The organism is Marinobacter sp. (assembly GCF_041687235.1).
GTDB lineage: Bacteria > Pseudomonadota > Gammaproteobacteria > Pseudomonadales > Oleiphilaceae > Marinobacter.
This window is the reverse complement of sequence record NZ_JAWLCH010000015.1, coordinates 66,511-93,335: the sequence shown is the minus strand read 5'-3', so window position 1 is coordinate 93,335 and position 26,825 is coordinate 66,511. Positions and strand designations below refer to the sequence as shown.

Here is a 26,825-nt window from a genome sequence, read left to right as displayed (position 1 = left end):
CATGATGGGTAACTGGAGAATCAGAATGTCAGGGTTACCGGCCGAGGCCTCTGGTGAGAGCAGGCCCGCGGCGGCGATGGGAAGCACAAAGGCGCTGGCGACGATCAGGTATATCGGCATGGCCCAGCGGGCAATCTCGAAGTCCCGATGATCGGTATTCTCGACCACCATGACATGAAACTGTCGGGGCAGACAGATGATCGCAAGCATTGCGATGAGCGTTTGGGTGATAAATGCCGGCGCCTCAATTCCATCCGTGGTGAGGGTGCCTATCAGGTCAGCGTCTTTTGCACGGTCAAACAGGTCACCGAATCCGCCGTAAAGCCCATAGCCAACAAACAGGCCGACGGCGACGAAGGCCACAAGTTTGATCAGTGACTCGAAGGCCACGGCCTGAATCATGCCCCGATGATGCTCGGTGGATTCCAGATGTCTGGTGCCAAACAAAACGGTGAATACCGCCAGGGCCAGAGTGATATACCAGGCGGAATCATTCCAGGCCGCAGTGCTTAGTTCCTCATAGCCGGTGCCGGTTTCCGAAAGCACGTTGAAACCCATGGCAATGGCTTTCAGCTGCAGGGCTATGTAGGGAACACTGCCGATCAGGGCAAAAGTTGCAATCATTGCAGCCAGTAGCTGGGATTTGCCGTACCGGGAAGCGACGAAATCGGCAATGGAAGTGCTGTTATTGCGCTTGCTGATATAGATGATGCGGCGCAGCAAGGGCGCACCGAAAACAAACACCAGCAGGGGGCCCAGGTAGATGGGCAGGAAGCCGAGTCCTTCCTGGGTAGCCCGCCCCACGGCACCGTAGAAGGTCCAGGAAGTGAAATAAACGGCGAGGGAAAGGGCGTAGATGTGGGTTCTTGCCCAACGCCGGCGATACAGCCCGGGATGTCGGTCACCTGCCCAGGCAATGGCAAACAACAGCGAGATATAGGTGATCGATATGAGGACTAACAGCCAGCCGCTGAGCATAAAGAGGCTTTCCCAAAATATGATGAACAGACGTCAGGCCTGGTACACGGAACTACCGTTCGCAGGCAAGCTCCAGCAATTGGTCGTCTTCGGACAATGTTCGGAGTGCGCTGGTATCGAGACTTTTTTCGCTCTTGAGAGGAACCAGCTCCCGGGTGTCACAGTTTAGTAGATACATTTTTTGCGACACCGCATCCGTATAGGACTGCTCGAAGCGGTAAAGGCTGAAGCGGACGATATTCTGCTCCGGGTTATCCCGGGTAACGCTGTTGGTATCCAGAACAGTAAATGCCGTTACCTGCGGGACCACATAGGCCCAGGGTCGCCAGGGCGCGCCATATTCTTCGGTACTGACCACGATGGCCTCTTCCGGGAGCTGCGTCTGCTTGAGATCAAACCAGGTGTACTCCATGTAAATCAGGTAACCCAGCATGCCCGCGCCGGCGAATACCGGAATAATCCACTTGGGCGCTTTCTTGCGGGTGATGGCACGTATGCCGAGGGCGATACCGGCGGCGCCGAGACCACAGAACACTGTCGCCACAAAAGTCCAGAACATAAGATTGTTTCCTCGAAAAAAAACGGGCTTCCCCAAGGAGGAAGCCCGTTCAGGTTCAGCCAGTCAGATTCTCATCTGTCGTTGGCTGATGTGTTGCTTAGTGGTCAGTCGCTTTGCCGGAACCGCGTGGGTACCGAACGCTTTCGACCAGTTCCTGAATCTCAACGGGCGGCTCTTCGGTCGCATGAGAGACCGCAAAGGCTACCGCAAAGTTGATGATTGCACCAACCGCACCGAACGACAGCGGGGAAATACCCAGCAGCCAGTTATCCGGAGTGTTGGCCAGGTTGTTGGTTCCAGGGATGAAGAACCAGCCCAGGAAGATAAAGATGTAGACCAGGGTTGCACCCAGCCCAGCCAACATACCCGAGATGGCGCCAACGTTGTTGATGCGCTTGAAGAAGATACCCATCATCAGCGCCGGGAACAGCGAGGCTGCCGCGATACCGAAGGCCAGAGCCACCACCTGCGCCGCGAACCCTGGAGGGTTGGCGCCCAGATAGGTGGCCAGCACAATGGCAACGGCCATTGAGATACGCGCTGCCAGTAGCTCCCCCTTCTCCGAGATGTTCGGATTGAAACCACCCTTGATCAGGTCGTGACTCACCGCGGACGATATCGCCAGCAACAGACCAGCCGCTGTCGACAATGCGGCAGCAAGACCGCCGGCTGCAATCAGGCCGATGACCCAGCCTGGCAGGTTGGCAATCTCCGGGTTGGCCAGAACCAGGATATCGTTGTTGTAGGTGAACTCGTTGCCTTGCCAGCCTCTGGCTTCGGCTTCTTCTGCGAATTCCGCATTACCCTCGTTATAGAACTGGATGCGGCCGTCGTTGTTTTTGTCCTCGAACTGGATCAGGCCGGTTACTTCCCATTCCTGAATCCACTGTGGCCGCTCGTCATACTCAATGGCCTGACCATCGACACCATCGGGGTAGATGGTGGTCATCAGGTTCAGTCGAGCCATGGAAGCAACGGCAGGTGCTGTCAGGTACAGCAGGGCGATGAAGACCAGTGCCCAGCCGGCGGACCAGCGTGCGTCTGCAACCTTGGGTACGGTGAAGAAGCGGATGATGACGTGCGGCAGACCGGCAGTACCGATCATCAGCGACAGGGTAAACAGAACCATGTTCAGTTTATTGTCCACGTCAGCGGTGTAGTCCTGGAAGCCAAGCTCGGTAATGATCTGGTCCAGTTTCTCCAGCAGTGGTACGCCAGACTCTACGTGGGTAGAAAACAGACCCAGCGGCGGGATCGGATTGCCGGTCAGTTGCAGTGAGATGAACACCGCAGGAATGGTGTAGGCAATGATCAGAACGCAGTACTGGGCCACCTGGGTATAGGTGATGCCTTTCATACCACCGAGAACCGCGTAGATGAAGATCACGACCGCAGCGATGATCAGACCCATGGTTGAGTCCACTTCCAGGAAGCGGGAGAACGCAACACCGGCACCGGCCATCTGGCCGATTACGTAGGTCACTGACGCCACAATCAGACAGGCCACGGCCACAAACCGCGCATTCCTGCTGTAGAAACGGTCACCGATAAACTCCGGAACCGTAAACTTGCCGAACTTACGCAGGTAAGGGGCAAGCAGCATGGCCAGCAGTACGTAACCACCGGTCCAGCCCATCAGGAAGGTTGAGTTGGCGTAACCGCCGGCGGCAATCAGGCCCGCCATGGAGATAAAGGATGCCGCGGACATCCAGTCAGCACCGATCGCCGCACCGTTGGTGATGGGGTGAACGCCGCCACCCGCGACGTAGAAGTCACTTGTACTACCGGCCTTCGCCCAGATGGCGATACCGATATAGAGGGCGAATGAACCGCCAACGAATAACAGGTTGATTATAAACTGGTCCATTCGAGCTTACTCCTCATGCACGTCGAATTTTTCATCGAGCCGGTTCATACGCCAGGCGTAATGAAAGATCAGCGCGATGAAGGTAAGAATCGAACCCTGTTGGGCGAACCAGAACCCGAGGTCGGTTCCGCCAATAGGTATGCCGGCGAGCATGGGGCGAAGCAGTATCGCAAAGCCATAGGATACCAGGGCCCATACGATCAGGCTCCCGAATATCAGGCGAAGGTTCGCCTTCCAGTAATTCACAGCATCGTAGTCATGACCTGACATAGGATCACTCCTGTCTTTTTGTTGTGGAGGTTGGGTGGGTTTTCTGTGAAGTGTTGGTTGTAGAGAATTTATTATTCATATAAGTACTTCTCCGACTAGTTGTCCCTACTGACTTTACTGGTCAAGCGATAGATAGATATTGGCAAAAGGTCTAATTCTCAGTAATTTGGCGTGACGTCGGTCTATTTCCGGGACGTCTCGCCCGGCATCGATTCAGTAGCGATGCATGTTTTGTAGCCGACGGTGGTAATGAAGCTTGTCGTAAAGCCCCTTCAGGGTTTTTATCCCCTCCGCCCGGGCCTTGTTGAGGGCTATCAGGGTGAGTTCGGCTGTGGCAAGGGCATCGGAGGCAGCGTGATGCCGTTCACTGACTTCAAGGTCGAAATAATCCGCCCAGTTGTCGAGTCCTTTGCCGCCGGTTTTCGTGTTGGGGAAAAACGCAGGCATCAGGTCTGCGACGTCCATCCAGATGTGGGACTGTGTATACCCCAGTTGCGCCTTCAGGGTCTTTTCCAGAAATTTCTGATCGAAGGCCGAATGGTAGGCGAGAATCGGATCGCCGTTCATCCATTCCAGAAGGTACAGCAGCGCGTCTTCAATTTCGTGCCCCTGGGTCAGGGCTTCCGGGCCGATTCCGTGAATCAGCACGGTTTCGCGAATATCGAGCTCTGGCCGACGCAGGATCAGATCGAACTGATCACCCAGGTGGATGATGCCACCCCGGATGGCGACAGCACCGATGGCGATAACTTCATCCTTTGTGGCGTTCAGCCCGGTGGTTTCCAGATCCAGCACAATCAGGCGGCAATCTGAAAGCAGCTGTTCACCCGGTGTTTTCGGGTTTGGCAGATTGCCGGGATCATGGTTGCCTATCTTCCCGCCCCGGCGATGCTCAATCCATTGTTTGATCTGTTCCAGCATATCTCGCGCCTGAAGGTCAGAGTTGGTAGGTAACTTCGAGTTTTTGCTGCAACCGCTGCGCCTGTCTGAACGATTCCCGCAGGATTCGACGGTCGAGCGGGTTCAGATCATCGGGATCAATGTAGTTGGTCAGTTCTTCCCCTTTTGCGAGCATCTCCTGGTGGGCCCGCATCCGGATTGCCTGAATCAGGCTGTATCCTTCTTTCCAGGCATTGGCATCCTTGGGGTCAAAAACGCCTTTTTTGGCCAGCTCATCCATACGTTCCAGGGTGTTTGCTGTTTCAACGCCGTTAGCCAGGGCAAAGACCCTCACCGCCTCCACGAACGGGGCCAGGCCCTGGCGCTTGAGGTCCAGTGAGTGTTTCTTGCCCTCAGAGATATAGCGGAAGTTGCGGAACATGGTCAGCGGCGGTTTCCGTTGGAAGGCGTTGCCTGCGAGCATTTTCTGGAACAGCGCGTTCTTGCGGATCCGGGACAGGACTTTGTCCAGAAGGTCATGCAGGGGTTCCGTCGGGCCATAAATGGCCCTCATATCGAGAAAAATGGACGAATAAACCAGGTTCTGGGGTGTGGATGCGTCAATAAACCGGATAAACCAGTCGTCCCATTCCCTGTCGCTGAGGCAGAGCTTGGGATTGCTGGCCATGATGTTGCCCTTGCACAGGGTAAAGCCGCATTCTGCCAGTTCGTCGTTAACCCGCCGGGCAAAGGGCAGCAGTTTCTCGCGCACCTCGTCCTCGGTCATGCCCTTCGGGGTCTGGAACAGGATGCCATTGTCCTGATCGGTCAGCAGGGTCTGTTCCTGACGCCCCTCGCTACCGAACGTCAGCCAGGTAAAGGGAATGCCCGGATCGTTCTTCTTGATGTTCAGTTCAAGAACCCGCCGGACAGTGACGTCATTGAGTGTGGTGATGATCTTCACCACCTGCCCGGAATCGGCCCCATGGGCGAGCATGGCATCCACCAGCCGCGAGACATCCGTTCTCAGACTCACCAGGGTGCGCAGGTGAGTGGCTGTGCCAATGGTACGGGCAAGGTTAACCAGATCCACCCGCTGCAGGGAGAACAGGTCTCGCTCTGAAACCACACCAATCAACTTGCGGTCATCGTCGATGACGCACAGGTGGGCGAAATGATGTTCCGCCATCAGCATGGCTGCCTCAAAGGCATCGGCGTGGGATGGCAGGCAGCATGGATTCTTCGTCATTACCTGCTGTATCGGCGTGTCCAGCGGGCCTGTGCTCTCGGCGACCATGGTCCGGAGGTCCCGAAGGGTGAAAATCCCGGTTGGGTGGCGGTTTTCGTCCGTGATAATGATGCTGCCGACATTGTTTTCGTGCATGCGGGCCACGGCCTTGCGTACCGGCAGGTCGGGTGAGCACACGATCGGGTTCCGCAGGGCGTAGCGTTCCAGCGGGGTGTCCAGGGATGTGCTGGAGCCCATGGACGCCATGGCGCTGGACTGGATTCGTCGGTTTACCTGGTCGAGCAGGCTGCTGACACCTCGCAGGCAGAAATCCCGGAAAGGCTCACTTTCCGAAAACAGGGTAACGAATGCTGTCTGGCCGATGCTGAGGCAAAAAGTATCGCCAGAGGCCCTGTGCAGGGTCCTGGTTGGGCGTTCACCAATCATCGCGGCGAGCGGAAAGCACTCCCCCTGGCTGATTTCGAAGGTCGTTTCGGTGCGGTCTTCCTTATCGTTGTGGCGCTCGCCGCGAATCCGTCCCTGTTTGACCACGTAAAATCGTTTGACAACGCCCTGGTCCGGCGACAGGACAACATCGCCGTCGGCGTAGAACTGTATTGAGGCGTTCTCGGCGAAGTGCGCCAGATGCGAGTCGTCCATGCTGGAAAACGGCGCGTGTTCCCGCAGAAAGGTCATAATTGCGCGGATGTTCTGGGGGCGGTCGTTTTCCTGGTTTGCTGAGGCCATGTCCGTCGTCGCTCGCTGGTTATTATTTTCTGACTGAAGTGTAGTGTAGCCAAACCCTCTGTCGCCCTACGATTTTCGTCGCAGACAGCCTGACATAGGTCAGTTTTCTTTAAGGCCAGGGGGCCGGGTGGTAAAGTCGTCACCTGAAACAGGTCATTAATTGTAATGCCATGACTACCAAAGAAGAACGCCTCAGCTTCCTTGAGGAAATGAAAGACGTCCGGCGTATCCGCAAGCCCAATCGGGCCGAGGTATCGACGCCTCGCGAACTGACGCCAGGCCATCTTGAGCGTCAGAGGGCGGCTGTCGAGACACCGGTGAGAGATGCAAATCCCCTGACGTCCGATATGGTCGAGCCTCTCACGGCTCATGATGTACTGAGTTGGCAGCGTCCGGGCATCCAGCACGGTGTGTTTCGCAAGCTCAGGCTCGGCCAGTATCCCATTGAAGCCCGCCTGGATCTGCATCGGATGACCGTTGAGCAGTCCCGACGCGAAGTGTTCAGGTTTATCGGTGATTGTGTGCGCTATGGTTTGCGTTCTGTGATCATTCTTCACGGTAAGGGCGAGCGCAATCCGGACGGTATAGCCCAGCTCAAGAGTTACCTTGCCAAGTGGCTACCAGAGCTGGACGACGTTCTGGCGTTCCATTCGGCCCAAAAACACCATGGTGGGACCGGCGCTGTTTATGTCATGGTGCGAAAAAGTGAACGGGACAAGCAGCACAATCGTGAACTTCATGGAAGCCGCTAGTGGCTTCAATTCCAGGCACCTTTCAACAAGAGCCGCCAGGGCGGCTGAACGGAGGTTATCGTCGTGAAGAAAATTGTATTGGTTCTGTTTGCAGTACTGGCACTGGCGGGTTGTAAGGACCGAGTGATCTGGAATGACAATGGCAAGGTTAAAGAAGCTACAACGGATCGGGAAGTCTGGGACTCGAAAGGCAAGATGGAATCCGGTGAACGCAAGATCTGGGTTAACAAGGATGGCGAAGAAGTCGTCAGATAAACTCTGAGCATCTGCCGCAGGTGCGGCCGGAACAACAAAAAACCGGCAACAAGGCCGGAGACACAACAGGAGAGAGTGGGCATGGCCTTGAGCCTGACAGTTAATGGCGACGAGCGATCGCTGGATATTGAAGGTGATACGCCACTTTTGTGGGTATTGCGGGATGAGCTGGGGCTAAAGGGAACCAAATTCGGTTGCGGCGCCGGCCTTTGCGGCGCCTGCACGGTGCACCTGAATGGTCAGCCCGTGCGTTCCTGCTCGACGCCCGTTGAGATGGCCGCCGGTGGCCAGGTCGTCACGATTGAAGGTTTAAGCGAAGGTGGTCGCCTTCACGCTCTTCAGGAAGCCTGGATTGAGCACGGCGTTCCGCAATGCGGCTACTGCCAGTCTGGCCAGATCATGAGTGCAGCTCATCTACTGGCCAATAATCCGGCCCCGTCGCGGGAAGACATTGTGGCGGCCATGACAGGCAATCTGTGCCGATGTGGAACCTACTCCCGGATCATTGCAGCCGTGGAATCGGTGGCTGGCGACGAGTCGTCGGGCATCACGCCGGTCCGGGAGGCGTAACATGCTCATGAACCGACGGAATTTCCTCAAGGTCAGTGCCGGCGCCTCAGGCAGTCTCATGATTTCAATGACGTTGCCGGGGTGTGCCGGAATCCGAACAGGCTATGAGCCCGACACGGGCCAATGGCGACCCGATGCCTGGCTGGAGCTGACAGCGGATGATGAGATCTTCTTCACTCTGGCCCGTGTAGAAATGGGGCAGGGGACCTATACCGGATTGACGACGCTGATCGCCGAAGAGCTGGAAGTGCAGCCAGAGCGGATTACGCCCCGATTCGCGCCGGTTGCGCCTGAGTACCGGAACCCCCTGTATAAACTTCAGCTCACCGGCGGCAGTACCAGTATCGCAACCAGTTGGGAACCCCTGCGAATGGCCGGCGCCGAAGCGAGGCAGATGCTGGTTATGGCTGCCGCCCGGGTCTGGAAGGTCGATGCGACAGAATGCCATGCCAGCGAGGGAAGGGTTGTTCACCCCAACGGCATTGACTCGATGGCCTATGGAAAGCTGGTGGAACTGGCTTCGAAAGAGGTGGTGCGCGGTGACATTGCCCTCAAGCCACGGAGCGAATGGAAGTATATAGGCAAGCAAGGGGGCAAGCTGGATGCCCGTGCCAAGTCAACGGGAACGGCGGTCTACGGTATTGATGTCGACCTTCCGGACATGGTGTATGGGGTGATTTCCCGGGCGCCCCGTCGCGGAGGCCGGGTTCGCGGCTTTAACGGTGATGAGGTCCGGGGGATGACCGGGGTATTGGACGTGTTTGAGATCGAGCGCGGTGTTGCCGTTGTTGCGGACAAATACTGGCGTGCCCGGAAAGCCCAGGAGGCACTGACCGTCGACTGGGACTTTTCGGACGCGTTGGCTCTGTCCACGGACGATGTGTTTGAGTCGTATCGTTGCGCGGCCGATGACGATCCCGGTGAGTCCGAGCGTAGCGAAGGCAGCGTGACCACCGCCATGGAGGCGAGCGACAGGATAGTGGAAGCCGAGTACGCCCAGCCCTACCTGGCCCACGCCACCCTGGAGCCCATGAACGCGACAGCCTGGTATCGTGACAACCGGATGGAAGTGTGGGCCCCCACCCAGGCGCCGGACCTTGGCCGGATTGCAGCCGCCAGGGCGACCGATCTCGGGCCTGACGATATCACCCTCAACACCACCTTTCTCGGTGGCGGGTTTGGCCGTCGCCTGACCCAGGATTACATCGAGGAAGCAGCTGCCGTGGCTTATCGGGTCAGGCGGCCGGTCAAAGTGATCTGGTCCCGGGAAGAAGATACCCGTCATGACCTCTATCGTCCGGCGATGCTGCACCGGATGAAGGCCAGCCTCTCTGGCGGCGAGCTGACCGGGTGGCACCACCAGATCGTAGGGCCCCAGATTCTCGACTGGTATGTTCGCAATGCCGCGCCGGCCCAGTATCCCTGGGCGCCAAAATTCATGTACGACACATTGGGCAGGGTGGGCCTGATGGCCGAAGGCATCGCCACACCGAAAGATATCTCGGCGATCGAGGGTGCTATCGAGTATCCCTACCGGGTGGCCAACATTGATATCCGGCATACTCACACAGACCCCGGCATTCCCATTACCTGGTGGCGGTCAGTCGGGTATTCCCACAACGGCTTTGCCGTTGAAACTTTCATGGACGAGCTTGCCCACGAAGCGGGGGCGGATCCCTACCAGTTCCGGCGCGAGCTGATTGCCCATGAGCCAAGGCACCTGGAAGTGCTTGAACGGGTTGCCCGGCTTGCCGACTGGAACTCACCTGTAACAGAGGGCCGGGCCCGAGGGCTCGCTTTGTTCCGGAGCTTCGGCACTTACGTTGCGCAGGTGGTGGAAGCGGGTATCGAGAATGGTGCCATTCGGGTTTACAAGGTGGCCTGTTCGGTCGACTGTGGCCAGGTCGTGAATCCGCGTATCGTGGAAGACCAGATTGAAGGCGGTATCCTGTTCGGGCTGACGGCGGCGCTCCATGGGGAAATCACCCTGGAGAACGGCGAGGTCCAGCAGAGTAACTTCCACGACTACCCGCTGATGCGGCAGTACGAACGTCCAGACGTGCTGGTAGACATTGTTGAGAGCGCCGAAACGCCCACTGGCGTTGGCGAGCCGGGAGTGCCGCCGGTCATCCCGGCTCTGGGTAATGCCCTGTTCGCGCTCACCGGCAAGCGCCAGCGCAGCCTGCCGTTGAAAGCAGATGTCTGATTTACCGGTCGCTCAATCGGTCGTTACGGGCCGTCAGGCTGTGCTGGATACATTGTCTGACTGGCTGGGGCTGGGTCAGCGGGCCTGGCTCTGCACCATCGTCGAGACCTGGGGTTCCTCCCCGCGACCGGTAGGCTCCTGGCTGGCGATTTCAGAATCCGGTCACTGGAGCGGCTCGGTGTCTGGCGGCTGTCTGGAAGAAGACCTGCTCCGACGCACCGCGGAAAACGGGGCTGGCCATCCCGTCTTTGTGGATTATGGGATTACCGATGATGACCGGGATCAGTTCCAGCTGCCCTGTGGTGGACGGATCCGGCTTCTTGTTGAACCGCTGGTTGGCGATGCAGGGCTGGATCATGTCCGGGCGCTGGCGGATGCCCTTGAGAGGCGTCAGCCGGTTGTTCGTCGCGTGCCTTTGAAAGGTACTGCGACCCTGGACTACTCTGTATCCCGGGAGCGTAACCCGGTTCGCTTTGATGGCGAGCAGCTTCTTCATGGCCTGCAACCTGAATGCCGGCTATTGCTGATTGGTGCCGGTGAGGTTGCCCGATACGTTTGGGAGTTCGCAACGGCTGCGGATTTTGCCGTTACCCTCTGTGAACCACGGGAAATCTTTGCGGCTGGCTGGAGTTATGATCAGATTCCACTGGATCGCCGCCTGCCCGACGATCTGATTGCGACGGAGTTCGGCGATACCTGGTCCGGCATCCTGGCTCTGGCCCATGATCCTCGTATCGACGATATGGGCCTGCTTGCGGCCCTTCACTCCAGGGCTTTTTACATCGGCGCCATGGGTTCCCGGAAAACCTCGGAAGCCCGGCGGGAACGACTCGCTTCCCTGGGACTGGAAAAGGCCGCGCTGGACCGTCTGCGGGCGCCCATTGGCGTCGATATTCCGAGTAAGACTCCGGCAGAAATTGCTATCTCCATTGTCGCCGATCTGATTGCCGCCCGGCACCATTTGCGGGGCGCCGCTTCGTCCCTATAATGGCGCCGAGGGGAGTGTTGAAAACACTCTGAAACCCTGGAGAGAACTCGTGTTTGATGTAACCCGATACGCCGTTGCTGCGGAAGCCATTGTCGAGGCCGGCCGTTTCCTTTACCAGCAGGGCTGGTCGCCGGCCACCAGCAGCAATTACTCGGCCCGCATAGATGCGGAACACATTGCCATAACGGTTTCCGGCCGCCATAAGGGTAAACTGGGGGCGGGTGATGTCATGGTGGTGGATCTCGCCGGTCAACCGGTACAGAGTGACTGTCGCTCCTCTGCGGAAACCCGGTTGCATACCGTGTTGTACGAGGTCTTTCCGGAGGTCGGTGCGGTGCTTCACACGCACTCGGTGAAGGCAACGGTTCTCAGTCGCCTGCTGGAACCCGGCCAGCCGTTGTCGCTGGAGGGCTACGAATTGCAAAAGGCGTTTACCGGCGTCGACACCCACGAATCGGTACTGACCGTTCCGGTGTTCGACAACACCCAGGACATCGACGCGCTGGCGGAGCAGACCCGGGTGTGGTTCCAGGATCACCCCGAGCAGCCCGGTTATCTGATTCGTGGCCATGGCCTGTACACCTGGGGCAAAACCATGGCCGATTGCCTGCGCCATGTCGAGGCTTTTGAATTCCTGTTTGAATGTGAGCTTGAAACCATGAGGGTCCGCCCATGACTACCCTGAGTATTTTTGACCAGAGCCAGCCTGAGACGGCAAAGAAGGTTACCGAGAACCCCGCGGAGATTCGTGACATCCTGGCCCGCCAGGGGGTGCGCTTTGAGCAATGGCCAACCAGGGATCTGCCTTCGGACGCATCCCAGGAAGACATCCTCGATGCTTACAACGATGAAGTTTCGAAACTGAAAGAAGAATGCGGCTTTCAGACTGCCGATGTGATTAGCCTGAATCCGGACAACCCTCAGAAAGAGGCGTTCCGACAGAAGTTCCTCGATGAGCACACTCACAGCGAGGATGAGGTCCGTTTCTTTGTGCGTGGTCAGGGCCTGTTCTACCTGCACTTCGGCAACGAGGTGTTTGCCGTGTTGTGCCAGAAGAACGATCTGATCAGTGTGCCGGATGGTACGCGCCACTGGTTTGATATGGGCCCGGAGCCCGAATTCACCTGTATTCGCCTGTTCACCAACCCTGAAGGCTGGGTCGCCGATTTTACCGGTGAAGACATCGCCGGCCGGTTGCCCCGTTATGAGGCGCTGGCGGGAGCGTCGGAATGATCCGGGTCGTACTGACGGACATCGAAGGGACCACCAGTTCCATCTCGTTTGTCCACGATGTCCTGTTCCCCTACGCCAGCGAGCATCTGCCGGGCTTTGTCCGTGACCAGCAGCAGGACAACCCCGCTGTTTCCGAGCAGCTGGATGCTGTTGCGGAGGTGTCCGGTGTCGATAGGGAGGATGTTGAGGGGCTGATCGGGGTACTGAAAACCTGGATCAACGAAGATCGCAAGGAGACCTCCCTGAAGGCACTTCAAGGTATGGTCTGGGAGCAGGGATACCAACAGGGAGAGCTGAAGGGGCATATTTATGCCGATGCAGCCGATTACCTGCAACGCTGGCATGATCGGGGTCTGCGTTTGTTCGTATACTCCTCAGGGTCGGTCAAGGCCCAGAAACTGATTTTCGGTTTCACCACGGAGGGCGACTTTACGCCGTTCTTCTCCGGCTACTTTGATACCCGTATCGGTGGCAAGAAAGAGGCGGCCTCATACCGCAATATTCTGTCGGAGCTGGGTGTGGAAGCGGGCACGGTGCTATTCCTGTCTGATGTGGAAGCCGAGCTTGAGGCAGCTGAAGAAGCAGGCATGCAGACCGCCTGGCTTGTCCGCGAGGGCGATCTGCCGGAAACCGAACGTTTCGTCGCCCGTGATTTCGCGGAGGTTGATGCCCTGCTGCAAAAGCGCTAAGCCTGGGGCTCTGTCCCGCCAATGCAGGAGGACCTGATGCCAGGAATCGGACTTTTCAGAATCGCCACTCCGGTTCTGGCGGTATTTCTTGCAGGTTGCAATCCGTTCTCTGATGCCCGCCCCATGATGGATGAATACGTGGAGCGGGTGGCCCGGGTTCTGGAAACCGATCCCGAGTTGTCCGAAATCGATTCCGCGAATCAGCTACCCCGTCGCCGTGACCGAGTGCTCACCATGCCAGAGCTGGACATGGGAATGCTGGATTTTCTGTCTCTGTACGGCTGTGAGCTTCAGTACGTGGTTGGTGAGAAAAACTCGGTGATGGGACGGGTTATGCAGCCCCTTAACCGTCTGCGCTATGAAATCCGGTTCATTCAGGCCGCCCGGGACTGTCTGCCGGACATAGAGGATGAAGAATTCTCTGAAGAGCTCGCGGGTGCTATCGACAGCAAACTTGAATCCCTGCCCATTGCGATCTGGAATGCCACCTGGGGCGTCGAAGAAATTGAAAGACTGTTCACCCTGGCCAAGGGCTATTATCCGGTTGCGCCAGAGGGCAACCCCGTATCTGATCTGGCTCTTGATATCGAGAGCCTGAACGCAGTCGTTGCTCTTTTGTACTCGGAAGACCTGGCGGTGTCCCTCGATTTTGCCGGCGACGTTCATCAGCGCTGGCAAGCGGAATACCGCGCCGGCCAGTTGATCAACAGCGCACTTCTTTTGACCGCACGGCTGCAGGACGGGACAAAATTGCTCAGGCAAAGAATCGACGGTCGCCCCCTGTGTCTCGATGGCAAGCCCAATAACCAGTCGGATATTGTGCAGAACATGTTCTTCAACGTGTACATCGAAAAGATTCAGCCTTACATGAGCGCGGTAACCCAGGGACGGGTTGCACTTATTGAGCCGTTCGAGCGGCTGGCCAGAGTTCAGGAAGAGATCATGCCGGAGAGTTTTACCGGATGGTACGAGCGCCATCTTTCGCAGGACGCCCAGGTTAGTCTCTGGCGGGAGCTGGACATGGCCATGATGGCGCACACCAGAGCCTGGCAGGAATTGCTCGGGCAGTGCGGGTTGCGCCCCGGGGCCTGACCCTGCTCAGCGTTGACTCTCCGGCGTTACCCGCAGGATTTCCTCCACCGTGGTCTGGCCGGCGGCCACTTTCTGCGCGCCACTCAGGCGCAGGGATTTCATACCTTCCTTGTAGGCGTCCAATCTGAGCTGTTCCAGTTCGCAGTGATCGGTAATCTGTCGCAGCAAGGGGCCTGAGAGCGTCATGATTTCATAAACCCCGGCCCGGCCAAGATACCCGGTGTTCCGGCATTCCAGGCAACCCACGGGCTGATAGAACTGCTTGGGAACCGGGGCTTTCCAGGGCCGGGTCAGGGTTTGCCAGGCCTGTTCGTCGGCGGGACCGGGCGTCTTGCAATGGGGGCACAGAGTTCGGGCAAGCCGTTGTGCCATCACGCCCAGTACCGTGGCCCGAATCAGGTAAGGTGGAATGCCCAGTTCCATCATCCGGGTAATGGCACTGGGCGCATCGTTGGTGTGCAGCGTGGAGAGCACCAGATGGCCGGTAAGGGCCGCCTGAACCGCCATCTCTGCGGTTTCCAGATCGCGGATCTCGCCAATCATGATGATATCCGGATCCTGCCGGAGCAAGGCCCGCACGCCTGCGGCAAAGGTCAGGTCGATGTTGGTCTGGACCTGCATCTGGTTGAACGCCGGCTCCACCATTTCGATGGGATCTTCGATGGTGCAGACGTTGAGTTCGGGCGAGGCTATCTGCTTCAGGGTTGAATACAGCGTTGTTGTCTTGCCGGACCCGGTCGGCCCGGTTACCAGGACAATGCCGTGGGGGCGGGAGGTGATTTCCTGCCAGCGCTGGCGGTCTTCCCTGCCGAATCCCAGTTGCTCGTAGGACTTGAGCAGCACGTCTGGATCAAAAATCCGCATCACCATTTTTTCGCCGAAGGCGGTCGGCATGGTGGCCAGACGAAGTTCCACCTCGCGATTATCGGGCTTGCGGGTCTTGATACGACCGTCCTGGGGGCGGCGCTTCTCGGCAACATTCAGACGGCCAAGGATCTTCAGCCGACTGGTAACCGCCACGCCCACGTGTTCCGGGAATTCGTAAACGTTGTGAAGCACACCATCGATCCGGAACCGCACCTGGGTGACTGTTCGGCGAGGCTCAATGTGGATGTCCGAGGCGCGCTGGTCGAAGGCGTACTGCAGCAGCCAGTCGACGATCTTGACGACGTGCTGGTCGTTGGCGTCCGGATGTTCGCTGGCGCCAAGGTCCAGTAATTGCTCGAAATTCTGGTTGCCGGCCACACCCGGGCCCTGGTTGCCACTGGCCTTGCTGACGGAGTTGGCCAGCTGATAGAACTCCACCGTATACCGGCGGATATCCTCGGGGTTGGCGACAACGCGACGGATGTCCTTGCGGACAGCCTGCTGAAGGTTTTGCACCCAGTCGCTCTTGAACGGCTCAGTGCTGGCGATCAGCACCTCTTCAGAGCCGATCTCTACCGCCAGAATGCCGTGGCGTTGGGCAAAGGCGTAAGACATCACCCGGGCAATGGCGGGCGTGTCGATCTTCAGAGGATCAATATGGTAATAGGGTTGCCCGGCCCAATCGGCCAGCCAGTGGGTCAGCCGATCCAGATCGAGGGTGCGGCCGCTCTTCTGGCTGGTAAGCGCGGCAATGGCCACCAGTTCCAGTGGATGGCGTTTGCCCTTCTGTCCTTCGCCGGAGGCCGCGCCGAGATTGGCCGAGAGCACCCGTTCGGCGTCTTCCTGGCTGATTTCTCCACTGGTCACAAGCGCAGTGCAAACATCTCTCAGGGTCAGGGTGCTTCTGGGCGGCGCGGGTGGCCGCTGCACGGTTCCGGAGTTGCTTGTGTCAGCCATATACGGTCAGATCCAGGTATTCAGGGTGTATTTCCGTTCGCCACGGGCCGGTTCACTTTCAGGTGAATCATGGCAACAGTGAATAACAGAAAGGTCAATATCGTCAGAATGACCGGCCCGGGAGCACCCTCGCTGAGCCAGGCGGAAACCACGGCCTGGGTGAAGTAGAAGATCACCACGAACGACATCCAGATATAGCCCCGATTGTGGCCCCGAAAGACCGGAACCGCAAAGGCCAGCAGAGGGATCAGCTTTACGGCCAGCATTAACGTTATCGAAACGCCTTCTATGGGTGCCGGGTAGAAGGTCGTAATCAGAAGCGTGGCGAGAACACCAATGTAGAGCGCGATCGTTGCCCGGGCAGTGGTGCGGGCCTTTGGGTTGTTCAGCATAGTGTGTTTCCGGGATAGAGAAGTAGTAACCAAAATTACGTTTCGCACCAGCGCCTGTATCAGTCAGCGAGTTTCAGTGCGAGCCGGGCAAGCCGCTCGCCAAAGGCCTGGCATAAAGCTTTTTCATGAGCACTGAGTGGTTGTTGTTCGCCCGTGCCAGCCCAGTGTGTCGGCCCGTAGGGCGTGCCGCCGGTCTCTGTTTCACTCAGGTTTTTCTCCGAGTAGGGCAGGCCGCAGATCACCATGCCGTGATGAAGCAGCGGCATCATCATGGTCATTAATGTGGTTTCCTGTCCGCCATGAAGGCTGCCGGTCGATGTAAAGGCGCCGGCGGGTTTGCCTTCGAGGGCACCACTCAGCCAGAGGTCGCCCGTGCTGTCCAGGAAATGCTTCAGAGGTGCGGCCATGTTACCAAAGCGGGTAGGGCTACCGATGGCCAGTCCGGCGCAATGTGCGAGATCGGATTTGCTGGCGTAAGGCGCCCCCGAGTCCGGCACCGCGGGCAGCGAGGCGTCGGTGTCCGGGGAAACCGGCGGTACCGATCTCAGCCTGGCTTCAATGCCGTTCACCCGCGCCACGCCACGGCCGATCTGGCTGGCCAGCTCCGCCGTCTGGCCCGTGCGGCTATAAAAAAGCACGAGGATGTATGGCAATTGCTCGGACATCGTCAGCGATCCTTCTGATCTGGTTCGGGAACTTGGAAAGGGCTCACAGAATCGAGAGAACGTTTTCCGGTGGACGGCCAAGGGCTGCTTTGCCGTTGGCGATCACGATGGGTCGTTCAATCAGTTTCGGCGTTGCTATCATGGCCGCGATTAACTGCTCATCGCTGAGGTCGGGGTTGTTCAGGCCCTGTTCTTTATACTCTTTTTCTTTCGTGCGCATCAGTTCGCGAGGGCGCAGGTTCAGGGCGTTCAGAATATCCTTTAGCTCCTGCTCTGTCGGTGGTGTTTCCAGGTAGCGTATAATCTCCGGTTCAATACCCCGTTCGGTAAGCAGTTCAAGGGTTTGGCGGGATTTCGAGCAGCGCGGGTTGTGGAAAATCCGGGTCGGTTCTGTCATCTTCGTGCCTGGTTGTCTGAATGGAGTCCACGATTTCTGTGGCCGGTAGTCTAACAGGAGGTTTTCCAGTGCAGTACCCTGATTGTTTTCGTGCCCGGCCCCGGCTTGGCCTGGTCAGTCTTATTGTGCTTGTGCTGACCATGACAGGCTGTGAAAAAATTGAACTCGAGCGCGCCGAGGGAACAAAACTGAATTGGGACACCCTGCGTGGCCAATGGGTGTTGGTTAACTACTGGGCAGAATGGTGTAAGCCGTGCCTTGAGGAAATCCCGGAGCTGAACGAACTGGATAAGGCCCCCGACATCACCGTGCTGGGCGTTAATTTCGATGGAGTGACGGGCGATGCCCTGGTCGAGCTGGGTGAGCGGATGGGCATTGAATTTACCATGCTGGCGGACGACCCCGGCCCCGGGTTCGGCTGGAAATTGCCGGTTGCTCTGCCGGCCACGTTCCTGATCAATCCGGAAGGCGATGTGGTGGAAACCCGTTTCGGGCCCCAGACTGAAGAAGAACTCCGGGCCGTGATCGGCGGCTGAGGCCGCTGCCCAAACTGAATTTCTACAGCAGGAATAACCTGACGTTATGTCGCAGACTTTTGTACACCTCCGTGTCCATTCCGAATACTCCATGGTGGATGGTCTGGTGCGGGTTAAACCGCTGATCAGTCGCGTTGCCGAGCTGGGCATGCCGGCCGTGGGCCTGACCGAACAGTCGAATATGTGCTCACTGGTTCGCTTCTACAAGGCGGCCATGGGCGCGGGTGTTAAGCCCATCATTGGTGCGGATCTGTGGCTCGAAAACCCGGATGAACCGGAGAATCCGTTCCGGCTGACGCTGCTGGCAAGGGATAACGATGGCTATCTGAATCTCACTGAAATCATTTCCCTGGGCTACACCGAGGGACAGCGTTTCGGTAAACCGATTATCCAGCGCAGATGGCTGGAGGCCCGGGCAAATGGTCTGATTGCACTCTCGGGCAGCAAGATGGGAGATGTGGGCAAAGCGTTGCTGGCAGGCAAGCCGGAGCTGGCCCGTGAGCGCGCTCGTTACTGGATGGACCTGTACCCGGACAGCTACTACCTGGAACTGCAGCGAACCGGTCGGCCGGGCGACGAGGATTGTCTGCATCTGAGCGTTGAGCTGGCGGGATCTCTTGGTATTCCGGTGGTTGCTACCAACGATGTCCACTTCCTTGAGGCGGAAGATTTCGAAGCCCACGAGGCCCGGGTCTGTATCGGGGAGAGCCGTACCCTGGACGACCCGCGACGTGATCGTCGTTTCAGCGACCAGCAATACCTGCGCAGCGCCGACGAGATGATCGAGCTGTTCAGTGACATTCCAGAAGCCATAGAGAACACGGTGGAGATTGCCCGTCGTTGCTCGGTGAAGGTCCGGATGGGCGAGTACTTCCTGCCGAACTACCCGATTCCGGACGGTATGACCATGGACGACTATTTCCGGAAGGTCTCGGAGGAAGGTCTGGAGGAGCGGCTGGCCAAGACCCTGAGCAAGGACGATCCGGAATACGATGCCAAGCGTGAGGCCTACTACAAGCGCCTGAATTTCGAGCTGGACATCATCATCCAGATGGGGTTCCCGGGCTACTTCCTGATCGTGATGGACTTCATCAAGTGGGCCAAGAATAACGGGGTTCCGGTGGGGCCGGGCCGGGGTTCCGGTGCCGGTTCGCTGGTGGCTTATGCCCAGCTGATCACCGACCTGGATCCCCTGGAATACGATCTCCTGTTCGAGCGGTTCCTGAACCCGGAGCGGGTTTCCATGCCGGACTTCGACGTCGACTTCTGCATGGAGGGGCGTGACCGGGTCATCGAGTACACCGCCCAGAAATACGGTCGTGAGGCGGTGTCGCAGATCATCACCTTCGGCACCATGGCCGCGAAGGCGGTTGTGCGCGATGTGGCCCGGGTGCAGGGCAAATCCTATGGTCTGGCCGACAAACTCTCCAAGATGATCCCCTTCGAGCCTGGCATGACCCTGGAGAAGGCTCTGGAGCAGGAGCCGCAGCTGGTAGAGTTTCTCGAGAACGACGAGGAAGCCCAGGAAATCTGGGAAATGGCCCTGAAGCTCGAAGGTGTGTGCCGGAACGCCGGCAAGCACGCCGGTGGCGTGGTAATCGCACCTACCAAGATCACTGATTTCTCGCCGCTGTATTGTGACGATGAGGGTGGCAGCCTGGTTACCCAGTTCGACAAAGGCGATGTGGAAGACGCCGGGCTGGTTAAGTTTGATTTCCTGGGGTTGCGGACGCTCACCATCATCAAGTGGGCGCTGAACATGATCAATCCGCGCCGGGAAAAGAAGGGCATGCAACCGCTCGACATCAACGAGATTCCGCTCGACGATGTGCCCTCGTTCGACATGCTCAAGAAGGCCGAGACCACGGCGGTATTCCAGCTGGAATCCCGGGGCATGAAAGACCTGATTCGCCGTCTCCAGCCGGACTCCCTGGAAGATATGATCGCCCTGGTAGCCCTGTTCCGGCCAGGGCCTCTGCAGTCGGGCATGGTGGATGACTTTATCGACCGTAAGCACGGTCGCCAGCCCATGTCCTTCCCGCACCCGGATTACCAATATGAGGGCCTGAAGCCGGTTCTGGAGCCCACCTACGGGGTTATCCTGTACCAGGAACAGGTCATGCAGATCGCCCAGGTGATGGCCGGCTATACTCTCGGTGGCGCGGACATGCTTCGCCGGGCCATGGGTAAGAAAAAGCCCGAGGAGATGGCCAAGCAGAAGCAGATCTTCCTGGATGGGTGCGAGAAGAACGGCATCAACAAGACCCTGGCCGAAAATATCTTCGACCTGGTGGAAAAGTTCGCCGGTTATGGCTTCAATAAATCCCACTCGGCCGCCTACGCGCTGGTTTCCTACCAGACCCTGTGGCTGAAAGCCCATTACCCGGCGGAATTCATGGCCGCGGTACTGACCGCCGATATGCAGAACACCGACAAGGTGGTGACGCTGGTCGAAGAATGCCGGAACATGAAGCTGGATCTGCTGGTGCCTGACGTCAGCCGATCAGAATACACCTTCACCGTCAACGACGAAGGCCAGATTGTGTATGGCCTTGGCGCGATTAAAGGTCTGGGCGAGGGGCCGATCCAGAGCATTGTGGAGGGTCGTGGCGATGGCGAACCCTTCCAGGACATTTTTGATTTCTGCCGGCGGGTTGATCTGAAGAAAGTCAACAAGCGGGCCATGGAAGCGCTTATCCGTTCCGGTGCCATGGACAAACTTGGTGCCAGTCGTGCTCAGTTGATGGCCAGCATTGACAAGGCCGTGCAGCAAGCCGACCAGCAATCCCGGAACGAATCCGTTGGCATGATGGATATGTTCGGCGAAATGCTCGAGGCAGGCGATGGCGGCGATCCCTACGAAGATGTGGCAAACGTCCGTGAATGGCCCGAGAAGCAGCGCCTGAAGGGCGAGAAAGACACGCTCGGGCTTTACCTCACCGGCCACCCCTTTGATGAATACGAGAAAGAGGTTCGCCGGTTTGTCCGGTCCTCCATAGCCGATCTGAAACCGAACAAGTCACCCCAGCGGGTCGCCGGGCTGGTGGTTGCCCAGCGCACCATGAAAACTCGCACCGGTTCGACGATGTGCTTCATTACGCTGGACGATCGTAGCGCTCGCATCGAGGCAACCTTGTTCTCGGAGGCCTTTTTCGAAAACCGGGAGCTGCTGCAATCCGATCAGGTAATTGTGGTGGAAGGGCAGGTCAGCCATGACGACTATTCCGGCCAGATGAAGATGCGGGTCAGCTCGGTGATGGATGTGGCGAGCGCTCGCCAGCAGTTCAGCCGCGGACTGAAGCTGAACCTGCACGCTGACCAGCTCCAGAACGGCCTGCTGGAGAAACTCGACACCACCCTGAGACCGTTCCGGTGTGAGGGTAGCCCGGTCTGGATCGAGTACAGCAGCCCGGAGGCGTCCACCCGGATCGAGCTTGGAGAGTCCTGGCGGGTGCAGCCGGATGACAACCTGCTGCTGGAGCTTCGGTACCTCGTGGGCGACCAGTCTGTAGAACTGGTCTATGATTGAGAAAGCTGAAAATTAAAAGTTTGTCAGATAGCGGACTCATACCAATGTCCGCTTTAGCCACTGACCGGGCGCTGCTATCTTTGTGTCAAATTCTGGTTTGGCGGAGCATTTTCCCGCCTGGCAAAAAATGATGGAACATCATGAACCCTAACTATCTGGATTTCGAACAGCCAATCGCCGACCTGGAAGCCAAGATTGAAGAGCTTCGGATGGTTGGCAACGACACCGACATCAACATCACCGACGAGATCACCCGGCTGAAGAAAAAGAGCGTCAGCCTGACGGAAAGCATTTTCTCCGATCTCAAGCCCTGGGACGTGGCCCGGCTGGCCCGGCACCCCCGTAGGCCTTACACCCTGGACTACATCGAATCCATGTTTGAGGATTTTGATGAGCTGCACGGCGACCGTCGTTATGCCGACGACCTGGCCATCGTGGGCGGCACTGCCAGGCTGAATGACAAGCCGGTGATGGTGATTGGTCATCAGAAGGGCCGGGAAGTCCGGGACAAGGTCAAGCGTAACTTCGGCATGCCTCGTCCGGAAGGGTATCGCAAAGCCCTGCGTCTGATGGAAATGGCCGAGCGGTTCAGGATGCCGATCCTCACCTTTATCGACACACCGGGCGCCTATCCGGGCATTGGTGCCGAAGAGCGGGGTCAGAGTGAGGCCATTGCTTTCAATCTGGCGGTTATGTCCCGCCTGAAAACACCCATTATTTCCACGGTAATCGGTGAAGGCGGTTCCGGTGGCGCGCTGGCCATCGGTGTCTGCGACCAGTTGAACATGCTGCAGTACTCCACCTACGCGGTTATTTCTCCAGAGGGTTGTGCCTCGATCCTCTGGAAGAGTGCCGAATACGCGGCCCAGGCAGCAGAGGCCATGGGTGTTACCGCTGATCGGCTGAAAGATCTTGGCCTGGCGGATAACGTGGTGACCGAACCTCTCGGCGGCGCTCACCGCAACCCCGAAAAAATGTCGGAATCCCTGAAGGAAGTTCTGGCAAAAGGCGTCGCTGAACTCAGCCGCCTACCACTGGATGAGCTGGTATCCCGCCGTTACGAGCGGCTGACCCGCTATGACACCGGGCGCTGAGCCCGGCTCCGGTTTCCGCTGGCCGGAGGCCCTTTGCGCCCCGGTCAGAGAACTTCCCGATCATGCCCGCCTGTGGGTTGCCCTGAGCGGCGGCCTGGATTCCACCCTGCTATTGCACCTTGCGGTCCATTGTCACGGCCGCACCGGAACCGTGCGGGCAGTGCACATCAATCATCAGCTCCAGCCGAATGCATCGGATACCGAGTCGTTTTGCCGCGAGCTGTGTGATCGTCTGGGTGTCCCGCTTATCGTTGAGCGAGTGACTGTTGTTGCTGGGGGTAATTCCGAAGGCGGTGGTGGTCTCGAAGAAGCGGCTCGCAAGGCGCGATATTCGGTTCTGGAGGCACTGCTGCAGCCCCGGGATCTGCTTTTGATGGCCCATCATGGCGATGACCAGGCGGAAACGGTTCTTTTCCGGATGCTGAGGGGCAGTGGGGTAGCCGGGCTGGCGGGTATGCCGGCGTGTCGTGCCCTTGGCTCCGGAATACTGGTCCGGCCCCTGCTGGGGTTTGAGCGTGCCGAGCTTGAACGTTGGGCCCGGTCGTCCGGCCTGTCATGGATTGATGATCCCAGCAATACCGACCAACGATTCGACCGGAATTTTTTGCGCCACGCCGTGCTTCCGCCTCTGCGGGAGCGCTGGCCAGGGCTGAATCGCCGGCTTCGGCACACGGCGGAGTCCTGTGCCGAGAGCGAGGCGCTGAACCGCAAGCTGGCCGCTTTGCAGTGGCAGGCTGTCGGCGGCGACCAGGACCGTCTGCCCGTTGATGGTCTGAAAACACTGCCTCTGGCGGAGCAGAAAAATCTGATCCGTTGGTGGGTTCGGGAGCGTGGATTTCATGCGCCCACGATTGGTGACTGGCAGCAAGTCATTCAGGACCTGCTGTTCGCCGGGGAAGATCGGGAGCCGATGCTCCGGTCCGATGGCTTCAGTCTGCGCCGTTTTCAGGGCGATCTCTACCTGGTTCCCGATTACCCGCCACTGCCGGACGTCCCGCTTGCTCTGGAGCCGGGTTCAGGTTTGAGTTTCGGCGAATGGTTCCTCAGGCTGGAACCGGTTGTTACCCCGGAAAGGCCTTTGCCGCCAATACGGATATTTACGAGGCAGGGCGGTGAGCGGGTCCGTTTCCGTCCCGATGGCCCGTCCCGTTCGCTCAAGAAATGGCTGCAGGAAGTCGCCGTTCCTCCCTGGGAAAGGGCCCGTCTGCCGCTGGTTTTCGCCGGTTCCGGGGAAGCAGCGGAGCTCGTTGCCATTGGCGATTTATGGTGTTCTGAACAATACTCGGGAGGCGCCCATGCCGCCGGTTGGCGGCTGGTTGTAGAGCGGGAATGTGATTGAGTCAGTGGGGCCTTTCTGGTAGTCTGGCGTCCCATCTTGAGATGACAATCTCCCTCCTTCACCGAACCAGACAATCACGGAATCTGCATGACGCGTTATATTTTCGTCACCGGCGGTGTCGTGTCCTCCTTGGGGAAAGGTATCGCATCAGCCTCTCTGGCTGCGATCCTCGAGGCACGCGGCCTGAAGGTCACTATTCTCAAGCTGGACCCGTACATTAACGTGGACCCCGGCACCATGAGCCCGTTCCAGCACGGTGAGGTTTTTGTCACCGAGGATGGCGCGGAAACAGATCTCGACCTGGGTCACTACGAGCGGTTCATCCGCTCGCCGATGAGCAAGCGCAATAACTTCACCACGGGCCGGGTTTACGAGGAAGTGATCCGCAAAGAGCGCCGTGGTGATTACCTCGGCGGAACCGTTCAGGTCATTCCCCACATCACTGATGAAATCAAGCGTCGGGTAGTGGAGGGTGCCGCTGGAGCGGATGTTGCCCTGATTGAAATCGGTGGCACCGTCGGTGACATTGAATCACTTCCGTTCCTTGAAGCGTGCCGTCAGTTGAAGGTGGAAGTGGGCCCTCAGCGCGCATTGTTCATGCATCTTACCCTGGTTCCTTACATTGCGACCGCAGGCGAGATCAAGACCAAACCGACCCAGCACTCCGTCAAGGAAATGCGTTCCATCGGCCTGCAGCCGGATATTCTGCTTTGCCGTTCCGAACATGAGGTAGACGCCAGTTCCCGCCGCAAAATCGCCCTGTTCACCAACGTGGAAGAGCGGGCGGTTATTCCTCTCCAGGATGCCAAATCCATCTACGCCATCCCGCGCATGCTGTATGAGCATGGTCTGGACCAGCTGGTTATTGAACGCTTCGGCCTGGATGCCCGTCCTGCGGACCTGAGTGAGTGGGACAACGTTGTTGAATCGTTGATGAACCCCGAGCACGAAGTGACCATTGCCATGGTTGGCAAGTACATGGAGCTTCTGGACGCTTACAAGTCCCTGATCGAATCCCTGCTTCACGCGGGCATCAAGACCCGCACCAAGGTCAATATCAATTACATCGATTCCGAGGACATCGAGCGAGACGGTACCGGTGCCCTGGCCAGCGCTGACGCCATTCTGGTACCCGGTGGGTTCGGTGAGCGAGGCGTTGAAGGCAAGATTCGCACGGTTCAGTACGCTCGCGAAAACAAGGTTCCATACCTGGGTATCTGTCTGGGCATGCAAGTGGCGGTTATTGAATACGCCCGCAACGTGGCGGGCCTGAAAGATGCCCACAGCACCGAATTCCGGGAGCACACGCCTGAGCCGGTGGTTGGCCTGATCACCGAATGGCTGGACGCCACCGGTGAGCGCGAGGAGCGCACAGAAGAATCCGACCTCGGCGGCACCATGCGCCTGGGTGCCCAGGATTGCGTTCTCACCGAAGGTTCCACCATCGCCAACTGCTACGGCAAGAAAACCATTCGTGAGCGTCACCGCCACCGTTACGAGGTGAACAACCATTTCCTGCCAAATCTGGAAGAGGCCGGTCTCCAGATCTCCGGCCGTTCAACCGATGGCCGGTTGGTAGAGGTTGTCGAGGCGCCCGACCACCCCTGGTTTGTGGCTTGCCAGTTCCATCCGGAATTTACCTCGACGCCCCGCGACGGCCATCCGCTGTTCAAAGGCTTTGTTGAAGCAGCACTGGCCAACAAGAAAGGGTCCTGAGTATGGCGCAGAGCACCGTAAACGTCTCGGGAATCGAGGTCGCCAACAACAAACCGTTTGTGTTGTTCGGCGGCATGAACGTGCTCGAGTCGCCGGAACTGGCCATGGACGTGGCACAGGCGTACGTTGAAGCTACGGGAAAACTTGGAATTCCATACGTATTCAAGGCGTCCTTTGACAAGGCAAACCGTTCCTCGGTGAACTCCTTCCGGGGCCCCGGACTTGAGAAGGGGCTGCAGATACTGGCGGACATCAAGAGCAAATTTGGCGTTCCCATTATCTCTGATGTCCATGAACCGGCACAGGCTGCTCCGGCTGCTGAAGTCTGTGACATTATCCAGTTGCCCGCCTTTCTGAGCCGCCAGACGGATCTGGTCGTCGCCATGGCGAGAACGGGTGCGGTGATCAACATCAAGAAGGCCCAGTTCCTGGCTCCCCAGGAAATGAAGCACATCATCGCCAAGTGCGAGGAAGCCGGCAACGACCAGGTAATCCTGTGTGAGCGGGGCAGCAGCTTCGGTTACAACAACCTGGTCGTCGATATGCTGGGCTTTGGCATCATGAAGGCCATGAACGTGCCGGTGATGTTCGATGTAACCCACTCTCTGCAGATGCCGGGTGGACGAGCCGATTCAGCCGGTGGCCGCCGGGCGCAGGTGACGGATCTGGCTTTGGCGGGCATGTCCCAGGGCCTGGCCGGCCTGTTCCTGGAAGCCCATCCGGATCCGGACAAGGCCAAATGCGACGGCCCCTGCGCGCTGCGGCTCAGCCAGTTGGAGCCCTTCCTGCAGCGGGTGAAAGCTGTGGATGATCTGGTAAAAAGTTTTAAACCTATCGACACCGCCTGATTGGCGGTGTTTGTTTTGTTTGGGAGTACGAGCAGGTGGGGGATGGCTTTCCGAAACACGCTCCTTGCGGCACATCCATGTGACGCTTGGGCTCCGCCATCTCTGGCTCCGCACAGTTTCGGAAAGTCATCCCCCACCTGCTCTATGCCCAACTTCGAGTTTGAACCGTTTA

At 58.2% G+C, this 26,825-nt stretch carries 24 protein-coding genes and 1 pseudogene; 15 read left to right on the top strand and 10 right to left on the bottom strand.

Annotated elements, in window-relative coordinates:
• From ACESMK_RS16995 to ACESMK_RS16970, 6 genes and pseudogenes are all read right to left on the bottom strand, one after another.
• Window positions 1-978 (bottom strand): annotated as a pseudogene (locus ACESMK_RS16995) (histidine kinase); the annotation flags it as partial.
• Between the two features lie 52 nt (window positions 979-1,030).
• The gene (locus ACESMK_RS16990; RefSeq protein ID WP_373001299.1) at window positions 1,031-1,537 is read right to left on the bottom strand and encodes a hypothetical protein; all 507 of its coding nucleotides are present in this window, start codon (window positions 1,535-1,537) and stop codon (window positions 1,031-1,033) included.
• Between the two features lie 97 nt (window positions 1,538-1,634).
• Window positions 1,635-3,404, bottom strand: a complete 1,770-nt coding sequence (locus ACESMK_RS16985; RefSeq protein ID WP_373001297.1) for a sodium:solute symporter family protein — start codon at window positions 3,402-3,404, stop codon at window positions 1,635-1,637.
• Between the two features lie 6 nt (window positions 3,405-3,410).
• The gene (locus tag ACESMK_RS16980) at window positions 3,411-3,674 is read right to left on the bottom strand and encodes a DUF4212 domain-containing protein (RefSeq protein WP_250092768.1); all 264 of its coding nucleotides are present in this window, start codon (window positions 3,672-3,674) and stop codon (window positions 3,411-3,413) included.
• Between the two features lie 213 nt (window positions 3,675-3,887).
• Window positions 3,888-4,595, bottom strand: a complete 708-nt coding sequence (locus tag ACESMK_RS16975; protein ID WP_373001295.1) for a PolC-type DNA polymerase III — start codon at window positions 4,593-4,595, stop codon at window positions 3,888-3,890.
• 16 nt (window positions 4,596-4,611) lie between these two features.
• A complete protein-coding gene (locus ACESMK_RS16970) occupies window positions 4,612-6,528 on the bottom strand; it encodes a putative nucleotidyltransferase substrate binding domain-containing protein (protein WP_373001293.1) in 1,917 nt (638 codons plus the stop codon).
• 170 nt (window positions 6,529-6,698) lie between these two features.
• Here ACESMK_RS16970 and smrA point away from each other — a divergent pair, with 170 nt between their 5' ends.
• The 9 genes from smrA to ACESMK_RS16925 all read left to right on the top strand — a co-directional run bounded on the left by smrA (window position 6,699) and on the right by ACESMK_RS16925 (window position 14,313).
• Window positions 6,699-7,280, top strand: coding sequence for a DNA endonuclease SmrA (gene smrA / locus ACESMK_RS16965; protein WP_373001291.1), 582 nt, complete (start codon window positions 6,699-6,701; stop codon window positions 7,278-7,280).
• A 63-nt stretch (window positions 7,281-7,343) separates the two neighbouring features.
• Window positions 7,344-7,535: a membrane lipoprotein lipid attachment site-containing protein gene (locus tag ACESMK_RS16960; RefSeq protein WP_373001289.1), complete on the top strand. Its 192-nt coding sequence runs from the start codon at window positions 7,344-7,346 to the stop codon at window positions 7,533-7,535.
• A gap of 81 nt (window positions 7,536-7,616) precedes the next feature.
• Entirely contained in the window at window positions 7,617-8,105 is a 489-nt protein-coding gene (locus ACESMK_RS16955) for a (2Fe-2S)-binding protein (RefSeq protein ID WP_373001287.1), read from the top strand.
• A 1-nt stretch (window position 8,106) separates the two neighbouring features.
• The gene (locus tag ACESMK_RS16950) at window positions 8,107-10,311 is read left to right on the top strand and encodes a xanthine dehydrogenase family protein molybdopterin-binding subunit (protein ID WP_373001285.1); all 2,205 of its coding nucleotides are present in this window, start codon (window positions 8,107-8,109) and stop codon (window positions 10,309-10,311) included.
• On the top strand, window positions 10,304-11,299 hold the full coding sequence (locus ACESMK_RS16945) for an XdhC family protein (protein WP_373001283.1): 996 nt from the start codon (window positions 10,304-10,306) through the stop codon (window positions 11,297-11,299). The genes ACESMK_RS16950 and ACESMK_RS16945 overlap by 8 nt, the downstream gene beginning before the upstream one ends.
• A gap of 49 nt (window positions 11,300-11,348) precedes the next feature.
• Window positions 11,349-11,975 carry a methylthioribulose 1-phosphate dehydratase gene (locus tag ACESMK_RS16940; protein WP_373001281.1) on the top strand — a complete coding sequence of 209 codons (627 nt, stop codon included), beginning with the start codon at window positions 11,349-11,351 and terminating at the stop codon, window positions 11,973-11,975.
• Window positions 11,972-12,532 (top strand): 1,2-dihydroxy-3-keto-5-methylthiopentene dioxygenase, encoded by a 561-nt coding sequence (locus ACESMK_RS16935; RefSeq protein WP_373001279.1) that lies wholly within the window; start codon window positions 11,972-11,974, stop codon window positions 12,530-12,532. Before ACESMK_RS16940 ends, ACESMK_RS16935 begins: the two co-directional genes overlap by 4 nt.
• Window positions 12,529-13,221, top strand: a complete 693-nt coding sequence (gene mtnC, locus ACESMK_RS16930) for an acireductone synthase (protein WP_373001277.1) — start codon at window positions 12,529-12,531, stop codon at window positions 13,219-13,221. The genes ACESMK_RS16935 and mtnC overlap by 4 nt, the downstream gene beginning before the upstream one ends.
• A gap of 36 nt (window positions 13,222-13,257) precedes the next feature.
• Entirely contained in the window at window positions 13,258-14,313 is a 1,056-nt protein-coding gene (locus ACESMK_RS16925) for a DUF3080 domain-containing protein (RefSeq protein WP_373001276.1), read from the top strand.
• Window positions 14,314-14,319: 6 nt separating this feature from the next.
• On the opposite strand, the gene ACESMK_RS16920 is transcribed toward ACESMK_RS16925, so the two are convergent.
• Genes ACESMK_RS16920 through arsC form a run of 4 tightly spaced genes read right to left on the bottom strand, consistent with a single transcriptional unit; the run spans window position 14,320 to window position 17,591 of the window.
• Window positions 14,320-16,137: a GspE/PulE family protein gene (locus ACESMK_RS16920; protein ID WP_373001274.1), complete on the bottom strand. Its 1,818-nt coding sequence runs from the start codon at window positions 16,135-16,137 to the stop codon at window positions 14,320-14,322.
• A gap of 20 nt (window positions 16,138-16,157) precedes the next feature.
• Window positions 16,158-16,529: a DUF2069 domain-containing protein gene (locus ACESMK_RS16915; RefSeq protein WP_373001272.1), complete on the bottom strand. Its 372-nt coding sequence runs from the start codon at window positions 16,527-16,529 to the stop codon at window positions 16,158-16,160.
• Window positions 16,530-16,588: 59 nt separating this feature from the next.
• A complete protein-coding gene (wrbA, locus tag ACESMK_RS16910) occupies window positions 16,589-17,194 on the bottom strand; it encodes an NAD(P)H:quinone oxidoreductase (protein WP_373001270.1) in 606 nt (201 codons plus the stop codon).
• Window positions 17,195-17,237: 43 nt separating this feature from the next.
• Window positions 17,238-17,591: an arsenate reductase (glutaredoxin) gene (arsC, locus tag ACESMK_RS16905; protein ID WP_373001268.1), complete on the bottom strand. Its 354-nt coding sequence runs from the start codon at window positions 17,589-17,591 to the stop codon at window positions 17,238-17,240.
• A 68-nt stretch (window positions 17,592-17,659) separates the two neighbouring features.
• Between arsC and ACESMK_RS16900 the strand changes: the two genes are divergently transcribed.
• From ACESMK_RS16900 to kdsA, 6 genes are all read left to right on the top strand, one after another.
• Window positions 17,660-18,127, top strand: coding sequence for a TlpA family protein disulfide reductase (locus ACESMK_RS16900; RefSeq protein ID WP_373001266.1), 468 nt, complete (start codon window positions 17,660-17,662; stop codon window positions 18,125-18,127).
• Window positions 18,128-18,173: 46 nt separating this feature from the next.
• A complete protein-coding gene (dnaE, locus tag ACESMK_RS16895) occupies window positions 18,174-21,656 on the top strand; it encodes a DNA polymerase III subunit alpha (protein ID WP_373001265.1) in 3,483 nt (1,160 codons plus the stop codon).
• A gap of 140 nt (window positions 21,657-21,796) precedes the next feature.
• Window positions 21,797-22,750, top strand: a complete 954-nt coding sequence (accA, locus tag ACESMK_RS16890; protein WP_373001263.1) for an acetyl-CoA carboxylase carboxyl transferase subunit alpha — start codon at window positions 21,797-21,799, stop codon at window positions 22,748-22,750.
• Window positions 22,734-24,089, top strand: a complete 1,356-nt coding sequence (tilS, locus tag ACESMK_RS16885; RefSeq protein WP_373001261.1) for a tRNA lysidine(34) synthetase TilS — start codon at window positions 22,734-22,736, stop codon at window positions 24,087-24,089. Before accA ends, tilS begins: the two co-directional genes overlap by 17 nt.
• A gap of 87 nt (window positions 24,090-24,176) precedes the next feature.
• Complete coding sequence (locus ACESMK_RS16880) at window positions 24,177-25,805, top strand: CTP synthase (RefSeq protein WP_373001259.1); 1,629 nt, start codon at window positions 24,177-24,179, stop codon at window positions 25,803-25,805.
• A gap of 2 nt (window positions 25,806-25,807) precedes the next feature.
• Window positions 25,808-26,653 (top strand): 3-deoxy-8-phosphooctulonate synthase, encoded by an 846-nt coding sequence (gene kdsA / locus ACESMK_RS16875; RefSeq protein WP_373001257.1) that lies wholly within the window; start codon window positions 25,808-25,810, stop codon window positions 26,651-26,653.
• The last annotated feature ends 172 nt before the right edge of the window (window positions 26,654-26,825 follow it).